Origin of the sequence: Bradyrhizobium sp. INPA03-11B (genome assembly GCF_040446015.1) — a bacterium.
Lineage (GTDB): Bacteria > Pseudomonadota > Alphaproteobacteria > Rhizobiales > Xanthobacteraceae > Bradyrhizobium > Bradyrhizobium macuxiense_A.
This window is the reverse complement of record NZ_JASGSR010000103.1, coordinates 1-16,744: the sequence shown is the minus strand read 5'-3', so window position 1 is coordinate 16,744 and position 16,744 is coordinate 1. Positions and strand designations below refer to the sequence as shown.

The 16,744-nt window shown below is 64.8% G+C and carries 14 protein-coding genes; 8 read left to right on the top strand and 6 right to left on the bottom strand.

Going from position 1 to position 16,744, the window contains the following annotated elements; translation table 11 throughout:
• Positions 1–87: 87 nt before the first annotated feature.
• Both QMZ05_RS31250 and QMZ05_RS31245 read left to right on the top strand, forming a co-directional pair.
• Positions 88–762: a Crp/Fnr family transcriptional regulator gene (locus QMZ05_RS31250; RefSeq protein ID WP_050631133.1), complete on the top strand. Its 675-nt coding sequence runs from the start codon at positions 88–90 to the stop codon at positions 760–762.
• 443 nt (positions 763–1,205) lie between these two features.
• Positions 1,206–1,841, top strand: a complete 636-nt coding sequence (locus QMZ05_RS31245; RefSeq protein WP_353704248.1) for a pyridoxamine 5'-phosphate oxidase family protein — start codon at positions 1,206–1,208, stop codon at positions 1,839–1,841.
• Between the two features lie 99 nt (positions 1,842–1,940).
• On the opposite strand, the gene QMZ05_RS31240 is transcribed toward QMZ05_RS31245, so the two are convergent.
• The 5 genes from QMZ05_RS31240 to QMZ05_RS31220 form a co-directional block, all read right to left on the bottom strand.
• On the bottom strand, positions 1,941–2,348 hold the full coding sequence (locus tag QMZ05_RS31240) for a nuclear transport factor 2 family protein (protein WP_353704247.1): 408 nt from the start codon (positions 2,346–2,348) through the stop codon (positions 1,941–1,943).
• Positions 2,349–2,435: 87 nt separating this feature from the next.
• Positions 2,436–5,588: an efflux RND transporter permease subunit gene (locus QMZ05_RS31235; RefSeq protein ID WP_353704246.1), complete on the bottom strand. Its 3,153-nt coding sequence runs from the start codon at positions 5,586–5,588 to the stop codon at positions 2,436–2,438.
• Between the two features lie 13 nt (positions 5,589–5,601).
• Complete coding sequence (locus tag QMZ05_RS31230; protein WP_353704245.1) at positions 5,602–6,519, bottom strand: efflux RND transporter periplasmic adaptor subunit; 918 nt, start codon at positions 6,517–6,519, stop codon at positions 5,602–5,604.
• A 287-nt stretch (positions 6,520–6,806) separates the two neighbouring features.
• Positions 6,807–7,457: an OmpA family protein gene (locus tag QMZ05_RS31225; RefSeq protein ID WP_353704244.1), complete on the bottom strand. Its 651-nt coding sequence runs from the start codon at positions 7,455–7,457 to the stop codon at positions 6,807–6,809.
• 140 nt (positions 7,458–7,597) lie between these two features.
• A complete protein-coding gene (locus QMZ05_RS31220) occupies positions 7,598–9,169 on the bottom strand; it encodes a caspase family protein (protein WP_353704243.1) in 1,572 nt (523 codons plus the stop codon).
• Positions 9,170–9,657: 488 nt separating this feature from the next.
• On the opposite strand from QMZ05_RS31220, the gene QMZ05_RS31215 reads away from it, so the two are divergent.
• The gene (locus QMZ05_RS31215; protein ID WP_050401745.1) at positions 9,658–10,464 is read left to right on the top strand and encodes an N-acyl homoserine lactonase family protein; all 807 of its coding nucleotides are present in this window, start codon (positions 9,658–9,660) and stop codon (positions 10,462–10,464) included.
• Positions 10,465–10,473: 9 nt separating this feature from the next.
• Positions 10,474–11,421 (top strand): NAD(P)-dependent oxidoreductase, encoded by a 948-nt coding sequence (locus tag QMZ05_RS31210; protein WP_353704242.1) that lies wholly within the window; start codon positions 10,474–10,476, stop codon positions 11,419–11,421.
• 264 nt (positions 11,422–11,685) lie between these two features.
• On the opposite strand, the gene QMZ05_RS31205 is transcribed toward QMZ05_RS31210, so the two are convergent.
• Positions 11,686–12,135, bottom strand: a complete 450-nt coding sequence (locus QMZ05_RS31205; protein WP_245321347.1) for a MarR family transcriptional regulator — start codon at positions 12,133–12,135, stop codon at positions 11,686–11,688.
• Positions 12,136–12,422: 287 nt separating this feature from the next.
• Between QMZ05_RS31205 and QMZ05_RS31200 the strand changes: the two genes are divergently transcribed.
• From QMZ05_RS31200 to hmgA, 4 genes are read left to right on the top strand one after another with little or no spacing between them, the layout of a single operon-like run.
• Positions 12,423–14,051 (top strand): FAD-dependent oxidoreductase, encoded by a 1,629-nt coding sequence (locus QMZ05_RS31200; RefSeq protein WP_353704241.1) that lies wholly within the window; start codon positions 12,423–12,425, stop codon positions 14,049–14,051.
• A gap of 10 nt (positions 14,052–14,061) precedes the next feature.
• Complete coding sequence (locus QMZ05_RS31195) at positions 14,062–14,289, top strand: DUF2783 domain-containing protein (RefSeq protein WP_050425419.1); 228 nt, start codon at positions 14,062–14,064, stop codon at positions 14,287–14,289.
• Positions 14,290–14,317: 28 nt separating this feature from the next.
• Positions 14,318–15,274, top strand: coding sequence for an MBL fold metallo-hydrolase (locus tag QMZ05_RS31190; protein WP_353704240.1), 957 nt, complete (start codon positions 14,318–14,320; stop codon positions 15,272–15,274).
• 2 nt (positions 15,275–15,276) lie between these two features.
• Positions 15,277–16,623 (top strand): homogentisate 1,2-dioxygenase, encoded by a 1,347-nt coding sequence (gene hmgA, locus QMZ05_RS31185; protein ID WP_353704239.1) that lies wholly within the window; start codon positions 15,277–15,279, stop codon positions 16,621–16,623.
• The last annotated feature ends 121 nt before the right edge of the window (positions 16,624–16,744 follow it).

Below are 16,744 nucleotides of genomic sequence, written 5' to 3'. Positions count from 1 at the left end.
TTATGTGACCTCTCACACACTCTTATGAGGGTGATTTTTGCTAACCGGGCGTCAGGGGACCGCTCGGATGGATTGGAAGGCAATACAATGAGCAAACAGGCCGAATTTGCGGTCATTCTGAAAATGAACCCGATGTTCGCCGATCTCGGTGCGGACGAGTTGCAGCGGCTTTCGGGCCTCTGTCACACCCAGCAGCTCGCCACCGGCGAGGTGCTGTTCCAGAAAGGCGATCCCGGCGACGCCCTGTTCGGGGTCCGCCGCGGCCAGATGCGCATCGAAACCGGGGCCTCCGACGGCAGCCGGCTCACGCTGAACTTCATGGGATCCGGCGATCTGTTCGGCGAAGTCGCCGTCCTCGACGGCCAGGATCGCACCGCGGATGCGACCGCGGGCGAACCCACCGAATTATTCGTCTTGCGGCGGGAGGATTTCCTCGGCTTCCTCGAGCGTGAACCGAAGGTGGCGGTCAGGCTGATCGCATTGCTGTGCCAGCGCATCCGCTGGCAGAGCGAGCGGATGGAAGAATCCGTGCTGCAGCCATTGCCGGTCCGTCTCGCACGCCGGCTGTGCGCGCTCGCGGAGGATTTCGGTTCCGAGGTGCACATCTCGCAGGAACAGCTCGGCATCTTCGTCGGCGCCGCGCGCGAGAGCGTCAACCGGCAATTGCAGACCTGGCGCAAGGACGGCATCGTCGACCTGCAGCGCGGCCGGATCATGCTGCACAACATGACCAAGCTGACGGCAGTCGCACGCAACGATTAGAGACGTTTTCGAGCGAAGTGGACAATCGGTTCGCGTCAAGAGCGCGATAAATGAGAAGCCAGGCGGAACGCATGCAGCGCGCGCGAGGATCAGATCCTGTCGCGCGCTTTGCTTGCCCGCGTTGACGCACTCCTGCCTAAAAGACTTGCTTGCATGACCGCGCCGGTATCGGTTTCATCCGGCCTGCCGGTCCTTGGGGTGACACCCAGCCTTGCTGGCCTCACGCCATCCACCTGCAAACCCCTGCGGTCTCTTTCCCGTTGACCGCAGGGGTTTTGCATTTCGCGTCTGCGCGACGCAAATCCGCCTGCCTCAATCGGCCCGGAGCCGAGCTTGCGCTTGAACGCCGCAGCGAAGGCGCCGGCGGATGCGCGCTTGTGCGGTCTGGACTATGCTGTTCCCGCACTCTACTTCGGTTCGGGAATGGAAAAGGGAGGTTCCTCATGGACAACCAGGGCGCAGGCGGCAAGCCGCCGGTCAAGTCGCAGGAGGATCTTCGCGGGCATTTCGGGCAGGTGAGCCCGCTCGCGGAGAAGAAGGTCCTCCACCATCTCGACAAGTTCTGCCGCGACTTCATCGCGCTCTCGCCGTTCCTCGTCATCGCCTCGAGCGACGGCAATGGCCATGCCGACGCCAGTCCGCGCGGCGACGCGCCCGGCTTCGTCTCGGCGATCGACGACAAGACGCTGCTGATCCCGGACCGGCGCGGCAACAACCGCGTCGATACGTTCGGCAACATCATCGCCTCGCCCGGGGTCGGGCTGATCTTCATGGTGCCGGGCATCAACGAGACGCTGCGCATCAACGGGCGGGCGGAGATTTCGCAGGAGCCGGATCTGCTGATCCCGCTGACGGTGCAGAACGTGACGCCGATCATCGGCCTCAAGGTGCATGTCGATGAAGTCTACTTCCATTGCGGCAAGGCGCTGATGCGCTCGAAGCTGTGGAGTCCCGCTGCGCAGGTCGAACGCAGCAGCTTCCCGACGCTCGGCCGGATCATCGCCGAGCAGACCGCCGCGATCGAGGTCGAGGTCGCCGAGAAGGCGATGGAAGAGGCCTATCGCACGCGGCTTTACTAGGAATGTGGCACGGGCGGGGGAGCTTGCTGCGCGCAACGCGCAGCACCCCCCGATCGCTGTCGACCGCGAGGGGCTCGGTCTCACAGGCAGGTGCGACCGCTACGGTGACGTTACTTGCTTCAGAAGAGCCGTATCGGTGAACTCGACGAGTTCAGCGATCTTGCCATTTTCGAACCTGAAGAGATCGAGAACATCCGCGGTGAAGGTGATGTTCTTCGGAATAAAGCGAACGGTGATGGTCGAATGTACGGCGGCCCGATCGCCGTCGACGAGAAAGCTGGTGATCTTGCGATCCATGAACTCGAAGGCCGCGATGTACTGCACCAGCGCCTGCCTGACATTCGCATGCCCTTCGACGACGCCGGTCAAATGAAGAGCCTTCTTGTCGCCGACCAGTTCGAAACGCGAATCGGAACCAAACGTTTCCATCAATGAATCAATTTCACCCTTGCCGCGAGCGGCGTAAGCTTGGGTGACCAAGCGCTGCATTGCTTCACGGTCTGCCATAGGGAGCCCTCCTCTCCTCCTGAAAGATAGGCACTCTACCACACCGCGAGTGCGGTCGGCGCACAACTTTCGGAAAGGGCGGCCGGCTTACTCGGCGGCGGGCGAGATCATGCTTGGCGGGCCGGGGGGCCGCTTGGTCTCGTCGGACTTCGGCTCGCTCGGGGTCAGCTCGTGGTCGGCATGTGAGACCACGAGCCGCTTGCCGAGGCGCCAGATCAGGCCGCCGATGTCGTCCATCACCATGAACATCGCCGGCACGAACACCAGCGACAGCACGGTCGAGAAGATCAGGCCGCCGATCACCGCGAGCGCCATTGGCGAACGGAATTCGCCGCCGGCGCCGAACGCCAGCGCTGACGGCATCATGCCGGCGGCCATCGCGATCGTGGTCATCACGATCGGACGGGCACGCTTCATGCCGGCGTCGATCATGGCCTCCTCGCGCGCCTTGCCGTCGCGGATCGCCTCGACCGCGAACTCCACCAGCATGATGGCGTTCTTGGTGACGATGCCCATCAGCATCAGGATGCCGATCCACACCGGCGTGGTGAGCTGTTTGCCGGTCAAGAGCAACGCGCCGATCGCGCCGCCGATCGAGAGCGGCAGCGAGAACAGGATGGTGATCGGTTGCAGGAAGGTGCCGAACAGCAGCACCAGCACGGCGTAGACCATCATCAGGCCGGCGGTGATCGCGGTGGCAAAACCGTCGGACAGTTCGGCGAGGCTCTCGGCGTCGCCTGACGGGCTGACCTTGACGCCCTTCGGCAGGCTCTTCATGACCGGCAGGTCGTAGATCAGCTTGGTGGCATCGCCGAGCGCGGCATTGCCGACCAGGTCGGCGGCGACGGTGGCCTGCCGCTCGCGGTCGTAGCGGTTGATGCTGGTCGGGCCCTGGTCGAGCTGGATGTCGGCGACGACGGACAGCGGCACGCCGCCGCGCTCGCCGCGCTGGCCGAGCGGCACGCGCAGCTGCTCCAGCATCTGCAGATCGCTGCGCGCATTGTCCTCGAGCTGGACGCGGATCGGCACCTGGCGCTCGCCGGCGTCGAACTTCGCCAGCGCCGGGCCGACGTCGCCGATGGTGGCGACGCGAATGGTCTGCGACAGGCTCTCGGTCGAGACGCCGAGCCGCGCCGCGAGCTCGGCGCGCGGTCGGATGCGCAGCTCGGGCCGGTCGAGCGCGGTCTCCGAAATCACATTGGCGATGATCGGGATCCGCTTCATCTGCGTCGCCAGTTCGCTCGCGACGTTGTTGACGATGTTGCTGTCGGTGCCGGTGACGACCAGCGAGATGGCACGCAGGCCGTTCTCGTCGAGGAACCAGAACCTGATGTCGGGGACGTTATCGAGCTCCTTGCCGATCGACAGCTCGAGCTCGCGCTGGGTGATCCTGCGGTCCGCCTTCGGCGTGTAGTTGATGATCAGCGCGGCGCGGCGCACCTCCTGGATGCCCGGCGGCACGCGGCCGCCGTCGACGAATACGCTGCGCACCTCGGGCCGCTTGCGCAGACGCGCCACGATCTCCTCGGTGACCTTCTCGGTGTAGGCGAGCTGCGAGCCGGGCGGCAGCTCCATCGCCAGCAGCGAGCGCGCGGTGTCCTGCGCCGGCAGGAAGCCCTGCGGCAGCAGCGTGATGCTCCAGATCGACGCGGCGAACACCGCAAAGCCGAGCAGCACGGTGATGTAATGGTGCTTCACCGACCAGGTGACGAGGCTGTGATAGGTGCGCAGGATGCGGCCGGGCGGCGGGTCGTCATGGTCGTGATGCTTGAGGAAATAGGCAGCCAGCATCGGCGTCACGAAGCGCGCGGCGAGCAGCGAGAAGAACACCTGCACCGAGACAGTGATTCCGAACTGCTTGAAGAATTGCCCGGCAATGCCGGACATGAAGCTCGCGGGTGCAAAGATCGCGATGATGGTGAGCGAGATCGCGATCACCGCGAGGCCGATCTCGTCGGCCGCTTCGAGTGCCGCGCGATAGGGCGTCTTGCCCATCCGCATGTGGCGAACGATGTTCTCGATCTCGACGATGGCATCGTCGACGAGGATGCCGGTCGATAGCGTAATGGCGAGGAACGAGACGAGGTTGAGCGAGAAGCCGAGCAGGTCCATCGCCCAGAATGCCGGGAAGATCGACAGCGGCAGCGAGACCGCGGCGATGATCGTGGCGCGCATGTCGCGCAGGAACAATAGCACGATGATGACGGCGAGGATCGCGCCCTCGAACAAGGTCGAGATCGCGGCCTCGTAATTGCCTTTGGTGAACTCGACCGAGGTGTCGATCAGCTTGAGATCGACGTCGGGATAGGCAACCTTCAGGGCGTCGATCCGCTTTTGCACCGCGGCCGCGACCACGACGTCGCTGGCGCCCTTGGAGCGCTTGATGCCGAGCGCCACGACAGGCTCACCGTTGAAGCGGGCGAAGGTGCGCCGGTCGGCGATGGTGTCGGTGACGGTGCCGAGATCGTCGAGCCGGATCTCGCCGCCGCCGAACAGCGGAATCATGGTGCCGGCGAGCTCGTTCAGGGTCTTGGCGCCGGCCAGGGTGCGGATCGCCTGGTCGTTCTTGCCGATCTCGGCGCGGCCGCCGGCAACGTCGACGTTGGTGCCGCGCAGGATCTGGCTGACATTGACCGCGGTGAGCCCCACCGCCTGCAGCTTGTCGGGATCGAGCGAGACCAGGATCTCGCGCTCGACACCGCCGATGCGCTCGACCTGGGCGACACCGCGCACGCCCTGCAGCGCGCGCTTGACCACGTCGTCGACAAAATAAGACAGCTGCTCCGGCGTCTTGCCGGGCGAGATCGCAGCATAGGTCACGATCGGCAGGCCGATGACGTCGACGCGCTGGATCAGCGGCTCGGTGACGTTCTGCGGCAGGTTGGCGCGCACCCGCGTCACCGCGTCCTTGACGTCGTTGAGTGCGCGGTCGGTGTTGGTCTCCAGCGCGAACTGGATCGTGGTCACCGACAGGCCGTCGGTGATCGAGGAGGAGATATGGCGCACGCCCTCGACGCCGGAGACACCGTCCTCGATCGTCTTGGTGACCTGCGATTCAAGTTCCGACGGCGCTGCGCCGAACTGCGAGACCGCGACCGAGATCACCGGAATGTCGGCGCTCGGCAGCCTTGTCACCGCGAGCTTGGTGAAGGAGACCCACCCCAGCACCAGCAGGATGATCGAGAAGACGATCGAGGGAAGCGGGTTCCGGATCGACCATGCCGAGATGTTCAAAGCCATTAGCGTGCCCGAATTAGCGTGATCGCGTGCGATCGAGTTCGTCGGCGAACATGGTCTTGATCTGGTCGCCGTCATGCAGCGAGGTGCCAGCATCGGCCACGACGATTTCGCCGACGTCGAGGCCTTCAAGGATTTCGGTCGAGGTATCGGAGGTCAGCCCGACGCGCACCCTGCGGGTCTCGACGGTGTTGCCCTTCACGACCTGCAAGGTCAGGCGGTCGATCGCGGTGCGCGGCACTGCGACGCCGCAGGAGCGTTTGGCGTCGATATTGGCGCGCGCGAACATGCCGACCTTCAGCGTCGGATTGTTGTTGATGGTGATGCGGACGTGGCCGAGCTGGGTGGCGCGGTCGATCTGCGGCGAGATCTGACGGACCTTGCCGACGATGTCGGGCGCGTCGTCACGGCTGATCCGCACATTGGCGCCGGGATTGAGCTTCAGCAGCTGGAAGCCCGGCACCTCGGCGTCGAGCTCGATCTCGTTGTTGATCGAGATCTTGAACATCGGGGGAGCCTGCGGCGAGGCCGGGGCGCCGGGCGCAGTGCGCACCTCGGTGACGAGGCCGGCGGCCGGCGCGCGCAGCACGACCGGCTTGGCATTGGCCTGGGCGGCCTGCTGCGGCGGCGGGGTCAGCCGTGCCAGCTCCTGGTTCTCGGTCACGGTGTCGCCCTCGCGCACCAGCACGTCGGTGACCTTGGAGCCGTCCTGGTCGACATTCACCTGCGCCTCGCGGCGCGGCACGATGAAGCCGGTGACGCGGACCATGTCGGAGAAGCAGGCATTGGTCGACTTCGTCACCACGACCAGCGCCTGGCCCGGCGTCTCCTTCTCCTCCGGATGGGAGCGGTGCTCGAACGCGTAATAGGCGACAGCCAGCGCGAGGAAAACCACCGTGCCGAGCGCAGGCTTGAGGTATTGGGAAAAGTTCATCGCCTGATCAATCCAGAACTTGGCGCGTATCGACAGGGGTTGTCTTGGGCGCTCGTCGAAGTCTCATCACGCTCGCCATCGTATTCCCTAGGCATGCGGAAGGCCGGTGTCCATTGTTCCGGATCAGGCCCTGACGTCATGTGAGGCGGGTCACCTGTGGGCTGCTCCGGGCTTCTGCCCTCAAGCAAATGCGCCCCGCCGGGGTGCGGGACGCATTGTAACCTCAAAAAGCGGCTACGCCACCGCCCATCACATCCAGATCATTCGGACCAGATTACTTGACCAGATCACTTGGACGCCGTGTCCTTGTTTTCCACGTTGACGACCTGGACGCGCCGGTTGATGTCCGCCATCGGGTGGCCCGGGTCCTTCAGCTTGCTCTTGCCATAGCCGACGGTGACGAGATCGGTGCCGTTGATGCCGTATTTGTCGACCAGATAGCGCTTGATTGCGTCGGCGCGGCGCTCGGAAAGGCCCTGATTGTAGTCCTCACCGCCGGCCGCGTCGGTGTGGCCAGCGACCACGAAGGTCGAGCCCTTCAAATCCTGATTGGTGAGGGCGCGGCCGAGCGCCTGCACCGAGGGCAGCGACTTCGCGCTGATGTCGGCGGAGTTGTAGTCGAAGTTGATCTCGAGATCGATCTTCGGCTTGTCCTGCACGATGGTCGCGATTTCCTCGCGCTCGGTCGAGGACAGCGAGCGGGTGGCGCGGCCGCGGACGCTCTGCACGAATTTGGCCTGCTCGGCGTTCAGCCCGGGCGAGGTCTGCGGCCTGACCGATAGACCGCGGGTCAGCGGCTTCTTCTCGGGTGTCAGCGCCTTGATGATCTGGTCCTCGGTGACATCGTCACCGGCGCGGGCGGCTGCCATGCCGAACGACAGCATGGCGCCGGCGGTCACGAATGAGAGGATCGCGGCCTTTGCCGTCGGCTTGAACATTTCGGTCCCTCCTGCGCCGGCTGGCGCGGTTCCATGCAACGCTTCAGATCGATTGGCCGGCATCGCTGCCGGCCCGCACCCTCTGATTAGTCGCGCGATTGCATCAGCGGTTCGAGCCGCGGCAGGCCGTCGTCCATTTGTTACTGGACGCCGTAGTCGGCAAATTCCTTGACGATGTTCGGGTCCATCGCCTTGGCGTTGGCGATGTCGAGATCGCCTTCCACGACCGCGCCGTTGCGCTTCTTGGCAAGGCCGCGTCCGTACAGCGACGAGGTCAGCCGCGGGTTGATCTTCAGCGCGGCGTCGAAATCGGCGATGGCGTTCTTGTTCTGCCCGCCCTTCAGGTTCATCAGGCCGCGGCTGTCGAGCGCATCGACGAAATTCGGACGCAGCCGCAGCGCCTCGTTGCAGTCCTTCAGCGCCGCTTGCAGGTCGCCGATCACGGTGCGGACCCAGCAGCGGTTGTTGTAGGCCTCGACATCCTTCGGGTTCAGCCGCAGCGAATTGGTGAAGTCCTTCACCGCGAGGTCGTAAGCACCCTTGCTGGCATAGACCTGGCCGCGGCGGTACAGCGCAGCCGCATCGTCAGGGTTCTTGTCCAGTTTCTCGCTGAGGCTCTTGATCGTCGGATCGTCGGCGAGCACGGGCGAGTTGCTCGGCGCCGGCGTGGGCTGGATCACCACCGGCGGCGGAGGCGCAGGCGGCGGCAGCGCGATCTCGGGCGCCTTCGGCGCAGGCGGCGGTGCGGTCGGCGCTGTCGCGACCGAGGGTTTCGGCGGTGCCGGTGGCGGCGTCGGTGCCGTTGCCGCAGGAGGCGCCGGTACCGGCGTCGGCGTTGCGGCGGGCGGAGCTGGCGTTGCTGCGGGCGGTGCCGGCGGGGGCGCGACCGGCGGTGCCGTAGCTACCTCGGTTGACGGCGATGCGGTCGGCGCGAGCGCAGCATTTGGCGATCCCGGCGCGCCGCCCGGAATGAATGAAAAATCCTCAGCCAGTGACGACGAAATCCACGGCACCTGCTCCTGCCGCGAGGCCCGGGTGACGCCGACGCGGGTCCGGTTCAGCGTCTCCTCGGCCATCAAATCGGGGGTGCGGATCTCCTTCAGCAGTTCCCGCACGAACAGGCTGTGGTCGCTGCCATTGTCCGAGACGACGGACGACAGCGCCGCCGAGTACATGACGAGCGTACCGTTGGGCGCGATGACAGGGGCGAGGCCTGCCGAGAAGCTGCGGAAGCGGCGCTCGAACGGGTTGCGCCTGGAGGCGTCGATCAGGGCGATCTTCACCCCGGCGCCGCGGCTGTTGATCTCGCCGAGCGCGGTCTCGAGGCTGAAGCCGTCGCGGCGCACGTCGGCCTCGGCCCAGATCTGGGCATCGACCGGGATCATGTAGCTCTGCCGGTTCGACTGGATGCCGTAGCCGGAGAAGAAGATCAGCGCGACCGAGCCCGGCTTGATCTTGCCGTAGAGCCGGTCGAAGGCGCGGCGCATGCCGTCGCCGGTCAGGTTCTCGCCGACCTCGACGGTGAAGCCGTCGCGCTTGAGCTCGTCGGCGACGTCACGCGCGTCGTTGACCGGCTCCTTCAGCGGCGCATCGGCATCGGGATATTTGGCGTTGCCGATGACCAGCGCGAAGCGATCGCCGGCGGCGAAGGACAGGGTCGGCGACGCGATTGAAAAAATCAGCGTGGCGAGCAAGGCAAGGCGGATTTTCATAATCGCGGCAAATCCAGATCGCGGCATTCCAATGAAATGGCGCCGCTTCCAGCCTGCGCCTCGGGAACCTTACTCTAGAGCCTTTTCCGTTCCGATGGAAATCGGAACGGGGCTCTAGATTCTTGTTTTGACGCGTTTTCTTCACGCGAACCGGCAGCCACTTCGCTCGAAAACGCTCTAGCGAAATTGCATTATCAAACCACGGCCAAACTCCCGTCAACGGCTTGCGGCAGCATCGTTTATCGCGGTGACCTCGGCGAGACCGCAGTGCAACAGCATGCGGTCATGGCGGCCATCGCCGTCCTGGCATGGTGCCGGTTCCGGCGAGCCGATAATGTGATTGCGTTCACAGAGGCTGCGGCCGCCCTGTCATGCACTCGTCGCACTGTGCGCGGTTTGACCTTTGCGCGAGGCGATGGCTTTGTGTCCGGGACGGCAAGCCATTTTAAAAAGACCTGCAAACAAGACCGCAAACAAGAGCGAAACCGATGGGAAACGCCTACGAGATCTACGCCCTGCGCTATGCGACGATGTCGCCGCGCACGCCCCACCTCAACTTCCTGGTGCCCGATCCGCACGACACCACGGCACAGGATCTGGATTATTTCGTCTGGCTGATCCGTGGCCACGGCCGCGACATCCTGGTCGACACGGGCTTCAACGCCGAGGAGGCCAAGGCGCGCGCCCGCAAGCTGACGCTTAACCCGGTCGATGCGCTGGCCGGCTTCGGCGTCAGTGCCGATGCGATCCGCGATGTGATCGTCACCCATCTGCATTACGACCACGCCGGCAATCTGGATCGCTTCCCGAACGCCAAATTCCATCTGCAGGAACGAGAGATGAGCTACGCGACCGGCCGCTGCATGTGCAACGGCATGCTGCGCCATCCGTTCTCGATCGAGCACGTCACGCAGATGGTGCGGCATGTCTATGGCGAGCGCGTCACCTTCCATTCCGGCGACGGCGAGATTGCGCCCGGCGTCACCGTGCACCGCGTCGGCGGTCATTCCGACGGCCTGCAGGTGGTGCGGGTCGAGACCGCGCGCGGCCCGGTGGTGCTGGCGTCGGATGCTGCCCATTACTATGCGAACTTGCACAAGAGGAGCCCGTTTCCGATCGTCTACAATGTCGGCGACATGGCGCAGGGCTGGGAGACCGTCGAGCGGCTCGCCGGTCATCCCGACCGCTTCATTCCCGGTCACGATCCGATCGTCAGCGAAATCTATCCGCGCGCCAGCGACAAGGTCGATGCGTTCGCGCTGCATCTCGCGCCATCGCGATCGTTCGCGAAATAGCCTCGCCGATTGGATGAGGCGCATCTGCAACAGGTCAAGAAACGTCAAAGAAGAAGCGATATGACTGACTACAAGACTGCCGACACGAAGACTCTTGGGTTCATCGGCCTCGGCGTGATGGGTGAGCCGATCTGCCGTAACCTCGTCAAGAAGAGCGGCAAGCGCGTCGTCGTGTTCGACCTTGCGGCCGAGCCGCTGCAACGGCTCCGCGCCGACGGCGCCGATGTGGCTGAAACGGTCGCCGACGTCATCAAGCAGAGCGACGTGCTGTTCCTCTGCCTGCCCAGCGCAAAACATGTGCGCGCGGTGTTCGAGGGCGACGGCATTCTGAAGAACGTCAGAAGCGGCCAGGTCGTGGTCGATCTCGGCACGTCTTCGGTGAGCCAGACCCGCGATTTCGCCGGGCAGTTGCAGGCCAAAGGCGCGGCCTGGGCCGATGCGCCGATCGCGCGCACCCGGCAGGCGGCGCAGGACGGCACACTCAGCGTGATGGTCGGCGCGGTGCCCGCGCTCTATGCCGCGATCGAGCCCTTGATCCGCTGCTTTGCCACCGACGTCACCAATTGCGGCGACGTCGGCGCCGGGCAGGTGACCAAGATCCTCAACAACATGGTGCTGTTCGAGACCGTCAATGCGCTGGCGGAGGCCGTCGCGGTGGCGAAGCACAACGGCGTCGATCCGAAGCTGCTGCTGGACACCCTGTCGAAGGGCTCGGCCGACAGCTTTGCGCTGCGCAACCACGGCATGAAGGCGATCGTGCCCGGGGTGTTTCCGGAACGCGCGTTCTCGACCGAATATGCGCTGAAAGATCTGTCCTACGCGCTGGAGCTCGCCGCCGACGCCGGCATCAAGATCCGCGGCGCGGAGCTGATCGGCACGGTGCTGCAGGAGGCGATCGACAGGGGATCGAAGGATAACTACTTCCCTGTGATCGCGAAGCATATCGAAGGGGCGTGACGGCTCCGTCATTGCGAGGAGTGCAGCGACGAAGCAATCCATCGGTTCGCATGCTTGGATGCATGGATTGCTTCGCTTCGCTCGCAATGACGGTGGAGGGACTGCGCACAAAATTCGATCACCGTCACCCTGAGGAGCGCGCTCTTGCGCGCGTCTCGAAGGGTCGACGGCCACCAGCCGGGCCGTGCATCCTTCGAGACGCGCTACGCGCTCCTCCAGCGACAAAGGCGAAGCCTTTGCGCGGGGATGACGGGTTGAGTGGCCCTAATACGCGTCTTTCGCGTCGGCCTCTTCGCTGGTCTGCACCAGCTCGAGGCTGCTCTCGACCTTGCCGAGCAGACGCCCGAGGTCGCGGCGTTCCTGCGCGGACAGGCAGGACAGGATCTCCTGCTCCTTGCGCAACAGACGCGGGATCAGCTCTTCGTACAGTGCCTGGCCCTTCTTGGTCAGCCGCAGACGGAATTCGCGGCGGTCGTCGGCGTTCTCGACGCGCTCGACGATCTCGCGCTCCATCAATGCCGACACCGCGCGGCTGATGGTGGATTTATGGGTGCGGGTGCAATGCGCGATGTATTGCGCGCTGCAGGGATCGCTGCGGAAACCCAGCGTCGCGAGCACGCGCCACTCCGGAATGTCGAGGCCGTAGCGCGCCTGATATTCGCTCGACAGCGCCGAACTCACCTCGGCCGCCAGCCGGTTGAGGCGGAACGGCATGAAATGAAAGAGGTCGAGGCGTTTCTTCGCCGGCGCGGCATCGTCGCGCGCGTCGGCTTCCACGGCGCTGCGTGCCCTGGCTGGAGGCTGGCTTGCAGAGGTCCTGGCCAAAAATTCCTCCAAATTGAGTTGACGGCGGGCCCGACTGGGAGTTTAAGATAGTTGCAAGTGAGACTAATTTAGCAAGGTCGCGGCCGGCCCGCAAGGTCCCGTCGCAAGCCAGTTACACAAGCCGCAGCCCGAGCCCACAGACAAGGGCCGGCGCAAGGGAACATCCAGGGCACGCAATGGCATCAGCCAATACGGCACAGGCCAAAACCCAGTTCGGCTATCGCCGCCACCCCGACCAGGAGCGGTCGGGCGCTAACGTCGCGGAGCATCCGGTCGTCGTGGTCGGCGCCGGGCCGGTGGGATTGTCGCTTGCGATCGATCTTGCGCAGCGCGGCCAGCGCGTGGTGCTGCTCGACGACGCCGACCGGATCGGTGAGGGCTCGCGCGCGATCTGCTTCTCGAAGCGCTCGCTGGAGTTCTGGGATCGGCTCGGCGTCGGGGACCGCATGGTCGAGAAGGGTGTGGTGTGGAGCGTCGGCAAGATTTTCCATGGCGCCTCGCAGCTCTATCAGTTCAATTTGCTTCCCGAGGAAGGCCACAAGCGGCCCGCCTTCATTAATCTGCAGCAGTTCTACGCCGAGGCCTATCTGGTCGACCGGGTGGAGCAGCTGCCGGAAATCGACCTGCGCTGGCGCAACAAGGTGATCGCGCTGGAGAGCCGCAATGACGGTGTCGCGCTGACCATTGCGACGCCCGAAGGCTCCTATCAGGTGCATGCGTCGTTCGTGGTCGCCTGCGATGGCGCCCGCTCGTCGCTGCGGCAGATGGTCGGCGCGGAGTTCGCAGGCCAGGTGTTCGAGGACCAGTTCCTGATCGCCGACGTCAAGATGACGGCGGCATTCCCGACCGAGCGCTGGTTCTGGTTCGATCCGCCATTCCATGCCGGCCGCTCGGCGCTGCTGCACAGGCAGCCCGACGACATCTGGCGCATCGATCTGCAGCTCAATCCGGACGCCGATCCGGTGGCCGAGAAGCAGCCCGAAAATGTCCGGCCGCGGATCGAGCGCATGCTTGGGCATGACAAGTTCGAGTTCGAATGGATCTCGCTCTACAAGTTCCAGTGCCGCAGGATGGCAAAATTCATCCATGGCCGCGTGATCTTCGCCGGCGATTCCGCGCACCAGGTCTCGCCGTTCGGCGCCCGCGGCGCCAATTCCGGGCTCGAAGACGCCGAGAATCTGGCGTGGAAGCTCGACCGCGTGCTGCGCCGGCTGTCGCCGGAAGGCTTGCTGGAGAGCTATCACATCGAGCGCAGCGCGGCGGCCGACGAGAACATCCGCGAGTCCACCCGCTCGACCGATTTCATGGCGCCGGCGACGAAGCAGGAGGCGCGGCTGCGCCAGGCGGTGCTGGCGCTCGCGGAGGATACCGAGTTCGGCAAGCGCATGGTCAATGGCGGCCGCCTGTCGGTGCCGTCGGTCTACGACACGCCACTGTCGAGCGGCGATCGCGACGACTGGCGCGGCGGCCCGCGGCCGGGCGCCTCGATGCTCGACGCGCCGGTGACGGAGCCAGGCGGCGGTTCCAGCTATCTGACCGACGCGTTCATCAGGCAGGGAACGCGTTTCACGCTGCTGACGTTTGGCAATGGCGCTGATGTCGATGTGCCCGACGGCGTCGGCAGCATCCGGGTCGGCGGCGAGGGCGGGCTGGTCGACGCGCAAGGCCTTGCCGGCCAGCGCTACGATGCCGAGCCCGGCACCGCCTATCTGCTGCGGCCGGATGGTTATGTCGCGGCACGCTTCCGGAATGTCGCGCGGCCGGCGCTGGATGCAGCGCTGGCGCGCGCAGCCGGCCTGAACTGAGGGATCTGCGATGGCGCTCTCGACCAGTTCGAACTTCGCAAAGCCCGATGACGCCTTCCGCGCCATCGTCGAGGCGCATCGCGGCCTCACCGACGCACAGAGCGCCGATCTCGATGCCGCACTGGTTCTGGTGCTCGCCAACCATATCGGCGATCTCGACGTGCTGCGCGAGGCGATCGCGCTGGCAAAACGGCGGACGCTGGACGCGAGCCAGCAGCAACAGCAGCAACAACAATAGCACTGACCAAACGGACAGGATTGAACTGATGGCCAAAGGTTTCGCATCGACCACTGACCTCGCGGAGAAGAAGGTCACCTTCTCCGAGATCGGCACCGATCTCTACGCCTTCACCGCAGAGGGCGATCCCAACACCGCTGTGATCGTCGGCGAGGACGGCTGCCTGGTGTTCGACGCGCAGGCAACGCCCGCGATGGCGAACAAGGTGATCGAGCGGGTCAAGACCGTCACCGACAAGCCGATCAAATATGTCGTGCTGTCGCATTATCACGCGGTGCGCGTGCTCGGTGCCTCGGCCTATCACGCGCAGGGCATCGTGGCCTCGCAGGAGACCTACCGCCTGATCGAGGAGCGCGGCCAGCAGGATTGGGATTCCGAGTATGGCCGCTTCCCGCGGCTGTTCCAGGATGCGGCGAGCATTCCCGGCCTGACCTGGCCGACGCTGACCTTCGAAGGCGAGATGTCGATCTATCTCGGCAAGCGCGAGGTGCGGCTGATGCAGCTCGGCGCCGGCCACACCTCGGGCGATATCGTCGCCTGGGTGCCGGATGCCGAGGTGATGTTCTCGGGCGACCTGATCGAGTACCACTCGGCCTGCTATTGCGGCGATGCGCATTTGCGCGAATGGCCGATGACGTTGAACGAGATCCGCGCCTTCAATCCGAAGGCGATCGCGCCGGGCCGCGGCGATGCGCTGAAGGGCCTCGAGACCGGCCGCGATGCGATCGCGATGACCCGCGATTTCGTCACCACGCTCTATGGCGCGGCGGAATCGTCCGTCGCCAAGAGCCGCTCCTTAAAGGAATCGATGGCGGCGACGCGCGAGGTGATGGATCCGAAGTTCTCGAAGTTCGCGATCTACGAGCACTGCCTGCCGTTCAACGTTTCGCGTGCCTATGACGAGGCGTCCGGGATCGACGATCCCGTGATCTGGACCGACAAGCGCGACCAGGAAATGTGGGCCGCCCTGCAAGGAGGAGGATAGACATGAACATCAATACCTCGCCTGATCAGATCGTGCGCAGCTCGGGGCAGGTGACCCCGGGCTACATGTCCGGCTTCGGCAACAGCTTTGAGACCGAGGCGCTCCCTGGCGCGCTGCCGATGGGGCGCAATTCACCGCAGCGCTGCGCCTATGGGCTCTATGCCGAGCAACTGTCCGGCTCGCCGTTCACGGCGCCGCGCGGCACCAATGAGCGCTCCTGGCTCTACCGCATCCGCCCGTCGGTGCGGCATTCCGGCCGCTTCGCCAAGGCCGATGCCGGACTGTGGCGCACCGCGCCGTGCCACGAATACGACATGCCGATCGCGCAGCTGCGCTGGGATCCGGCGCCGATCCCGAAGGAGGACATGACCTTCCTGCAGGGCGTGCAGACCATGACCACGGCCGGCGATGCCAACACCCAGGCCGGCATGGCGGCGCACATCTATCTCATCACCAAATCGATGGTCGATCAGCATTTCTACAATGCCGACGGCGAGATGATGTTCGTGCTGCAGCAGGGCAATCTGCGTCTCGTCACCGAGTTCGGCCGCATCGATGCCGAGCCGGGCGAGATCGTGGTGATCCCGCGCGGCGTCAAGTTCCGCGTCGAGATTCCGAATGGTCCGGCGCGCGGCTATCTCTGCGAGAATTACGGCGGCGCCTTCACGCTGCCTGAGCGCGGCCCGATCGGCGCCAATTGCCTGGCCAATTCGCGCGACTTCCTGACGCCGGTGGCCGCTTACGAGGACAAGGACACGCCGACCGAGCTCTACGTCAAATGGGGCGGCGCGCTGTTCAAGACGCAGCTCGCCCATTCGCCGATCGACGTGGTCGCCTGGCACGGCAATTACGCGCCCTACAAATACGATCTGCGCACCTTCTCGCCGGTCGGCGCGATCGCCTTCGATCATCCCGATCCGTCGATCTTCACGGTGCTGACCTCACCGTCGGAGACCGCTGGCACCGCGAATATCGACTTTGTGATCTTCCCGGAGCGCTGGATGGTGGCCGACAACACCTTCCGTCCGCCGTGGTACCACATGAACATCATGTCGGAGTTCATGGGCTTGATCTACGGCGTGTACGACGCCAAGCCGCAAGGCTTCGTGCCGGGCGGCATCAGCCTGCACAATTGCATGCTGCCGCACGGTCCCGACCGCGAAGCCTTCGAGCACGCCAGCAACAGCGAGCTGAAGCCGGTGAAGCTGACCGGCACCATGGCCTTCATGTTCGAGACCCGCTTCCCGCAGCGCGTGACCCAGCACGCCGCGACGTCGTCGACGCTGCAGGATGATTACTCGGATTGCTGGAAGGGCCTCGAGAAGAAGTTCGACCCGACCAAGCCGTGATCTCACCCTCCCCTGGAGGGGGAGGGTCGGTTCGCATGCAGCGAAGCGGAATGCGAAACGGGGTGGGGTGATCTCTCAACACGGGCGGTGCGTTCGCGGATAGACCGTCACCCCACCCCGC

What these genes read in the sequence shown, in the direction of transcription:
- QMZ05_RS31220 (WP_353704243.1), bottom strand. Translation starts at nt 9,169, where the DNA reads ATGAAAATCCGCCTTGCCTTGCTCGCCACGCTGATTTTTTCAATCGCG.
- QMZ05_RS31225 (WP_353704244.1), bottom strand. Translation starts at nt 7,457, where the DNA reads ATGTTCAAGCCGACGGCAAAGGCCGCGATCCTCTCATTCGTGACCGCC.
- QMZ05_RS31250 (WP_050631133.1), top strand. Translation starts at nt 88, where the DNA reads ATGAGCAAACAGGCCGAATTTGCGGTCATTCTGAAAATGAACCCGATG.
- QMZ05_RS31230 (WP_353704245.1), bottom strand. Translation starts at nt 6,519, where the DNA reads ATGAACTTTTCCCAATACCTCAAGCCTGCGCTCGGCACGGTGGTTTTC.
- hmgA (WP_353704239.1), top strand. Translation starts at nt 15,277, where the DNA reads ATGAACATCAATACCTCGCCTGATCAGATCGTGCGCAGCTCGGGGCAG.
- QMZ05_RS31245 (WP_353704248.1), top strand. Translation starts at nt 1,206, where the DNA reads ATGGACAACCAGGGCGCAGGCGGCAAGCCGCCGGTCAAGTCGCAGGAG.
- QMZ05_RS31195 (WP_050425419.1), top strand. Translation starts at nt 14,062, where the DNA reads ATGGCGCTCTCGACCAGTTCGAACTTCGCAAAGCCCGATGACGCCTTC.
- QMZ05_RS31205 (WP_245321347.1), bottom strand. Translation starts at nt 12,135, where the DNA reads ATGCCGTTCCGCCTCAACCGGCTGGCGGCCGAGGTGAGTTCGGCGCTG.
- QMZ05_RS31190 (WP_353704240.1), top strand. Translation starts at nt 14,318, where the DNA reads ATGGCCAAAGGTTTCGCATCGACCACTGACCTCGCGGAGAAGAAGGTC.
- QMZ05_RS31240 (WP_353704247.1), bottom strand. Translation starts at nt 2,348, where the DNA reads ATGGCAGACCGTGAAGCAATGCAGCGCTTGGTCACCCAAGCTTACGCC.
- QMZ05_RS31200 (WP_353704241.1), top strand. Translation starts at nt 12,423, where the DNA reads ATGGCATCAGCCAATACGGCACAGGCCAAAACCCAGTTCGGCTATCGC.
- QMZ05_RS31235 (WP_353704246.1), bottom strand. Translation starts at nt 5,588, where the DNA reads ATGGCTTTGAACATCTCGGCATGGTCGATCCGGAACCCGCTTCCCTCG.
- QMZ05_RS31215 (WP_050401745.1), top strand. Translation starts at nt 9,658, where the DNA reads ATGGGAAACGCCTACGAGATCTACGCCCTGCGCTATGCGACGATGTCG.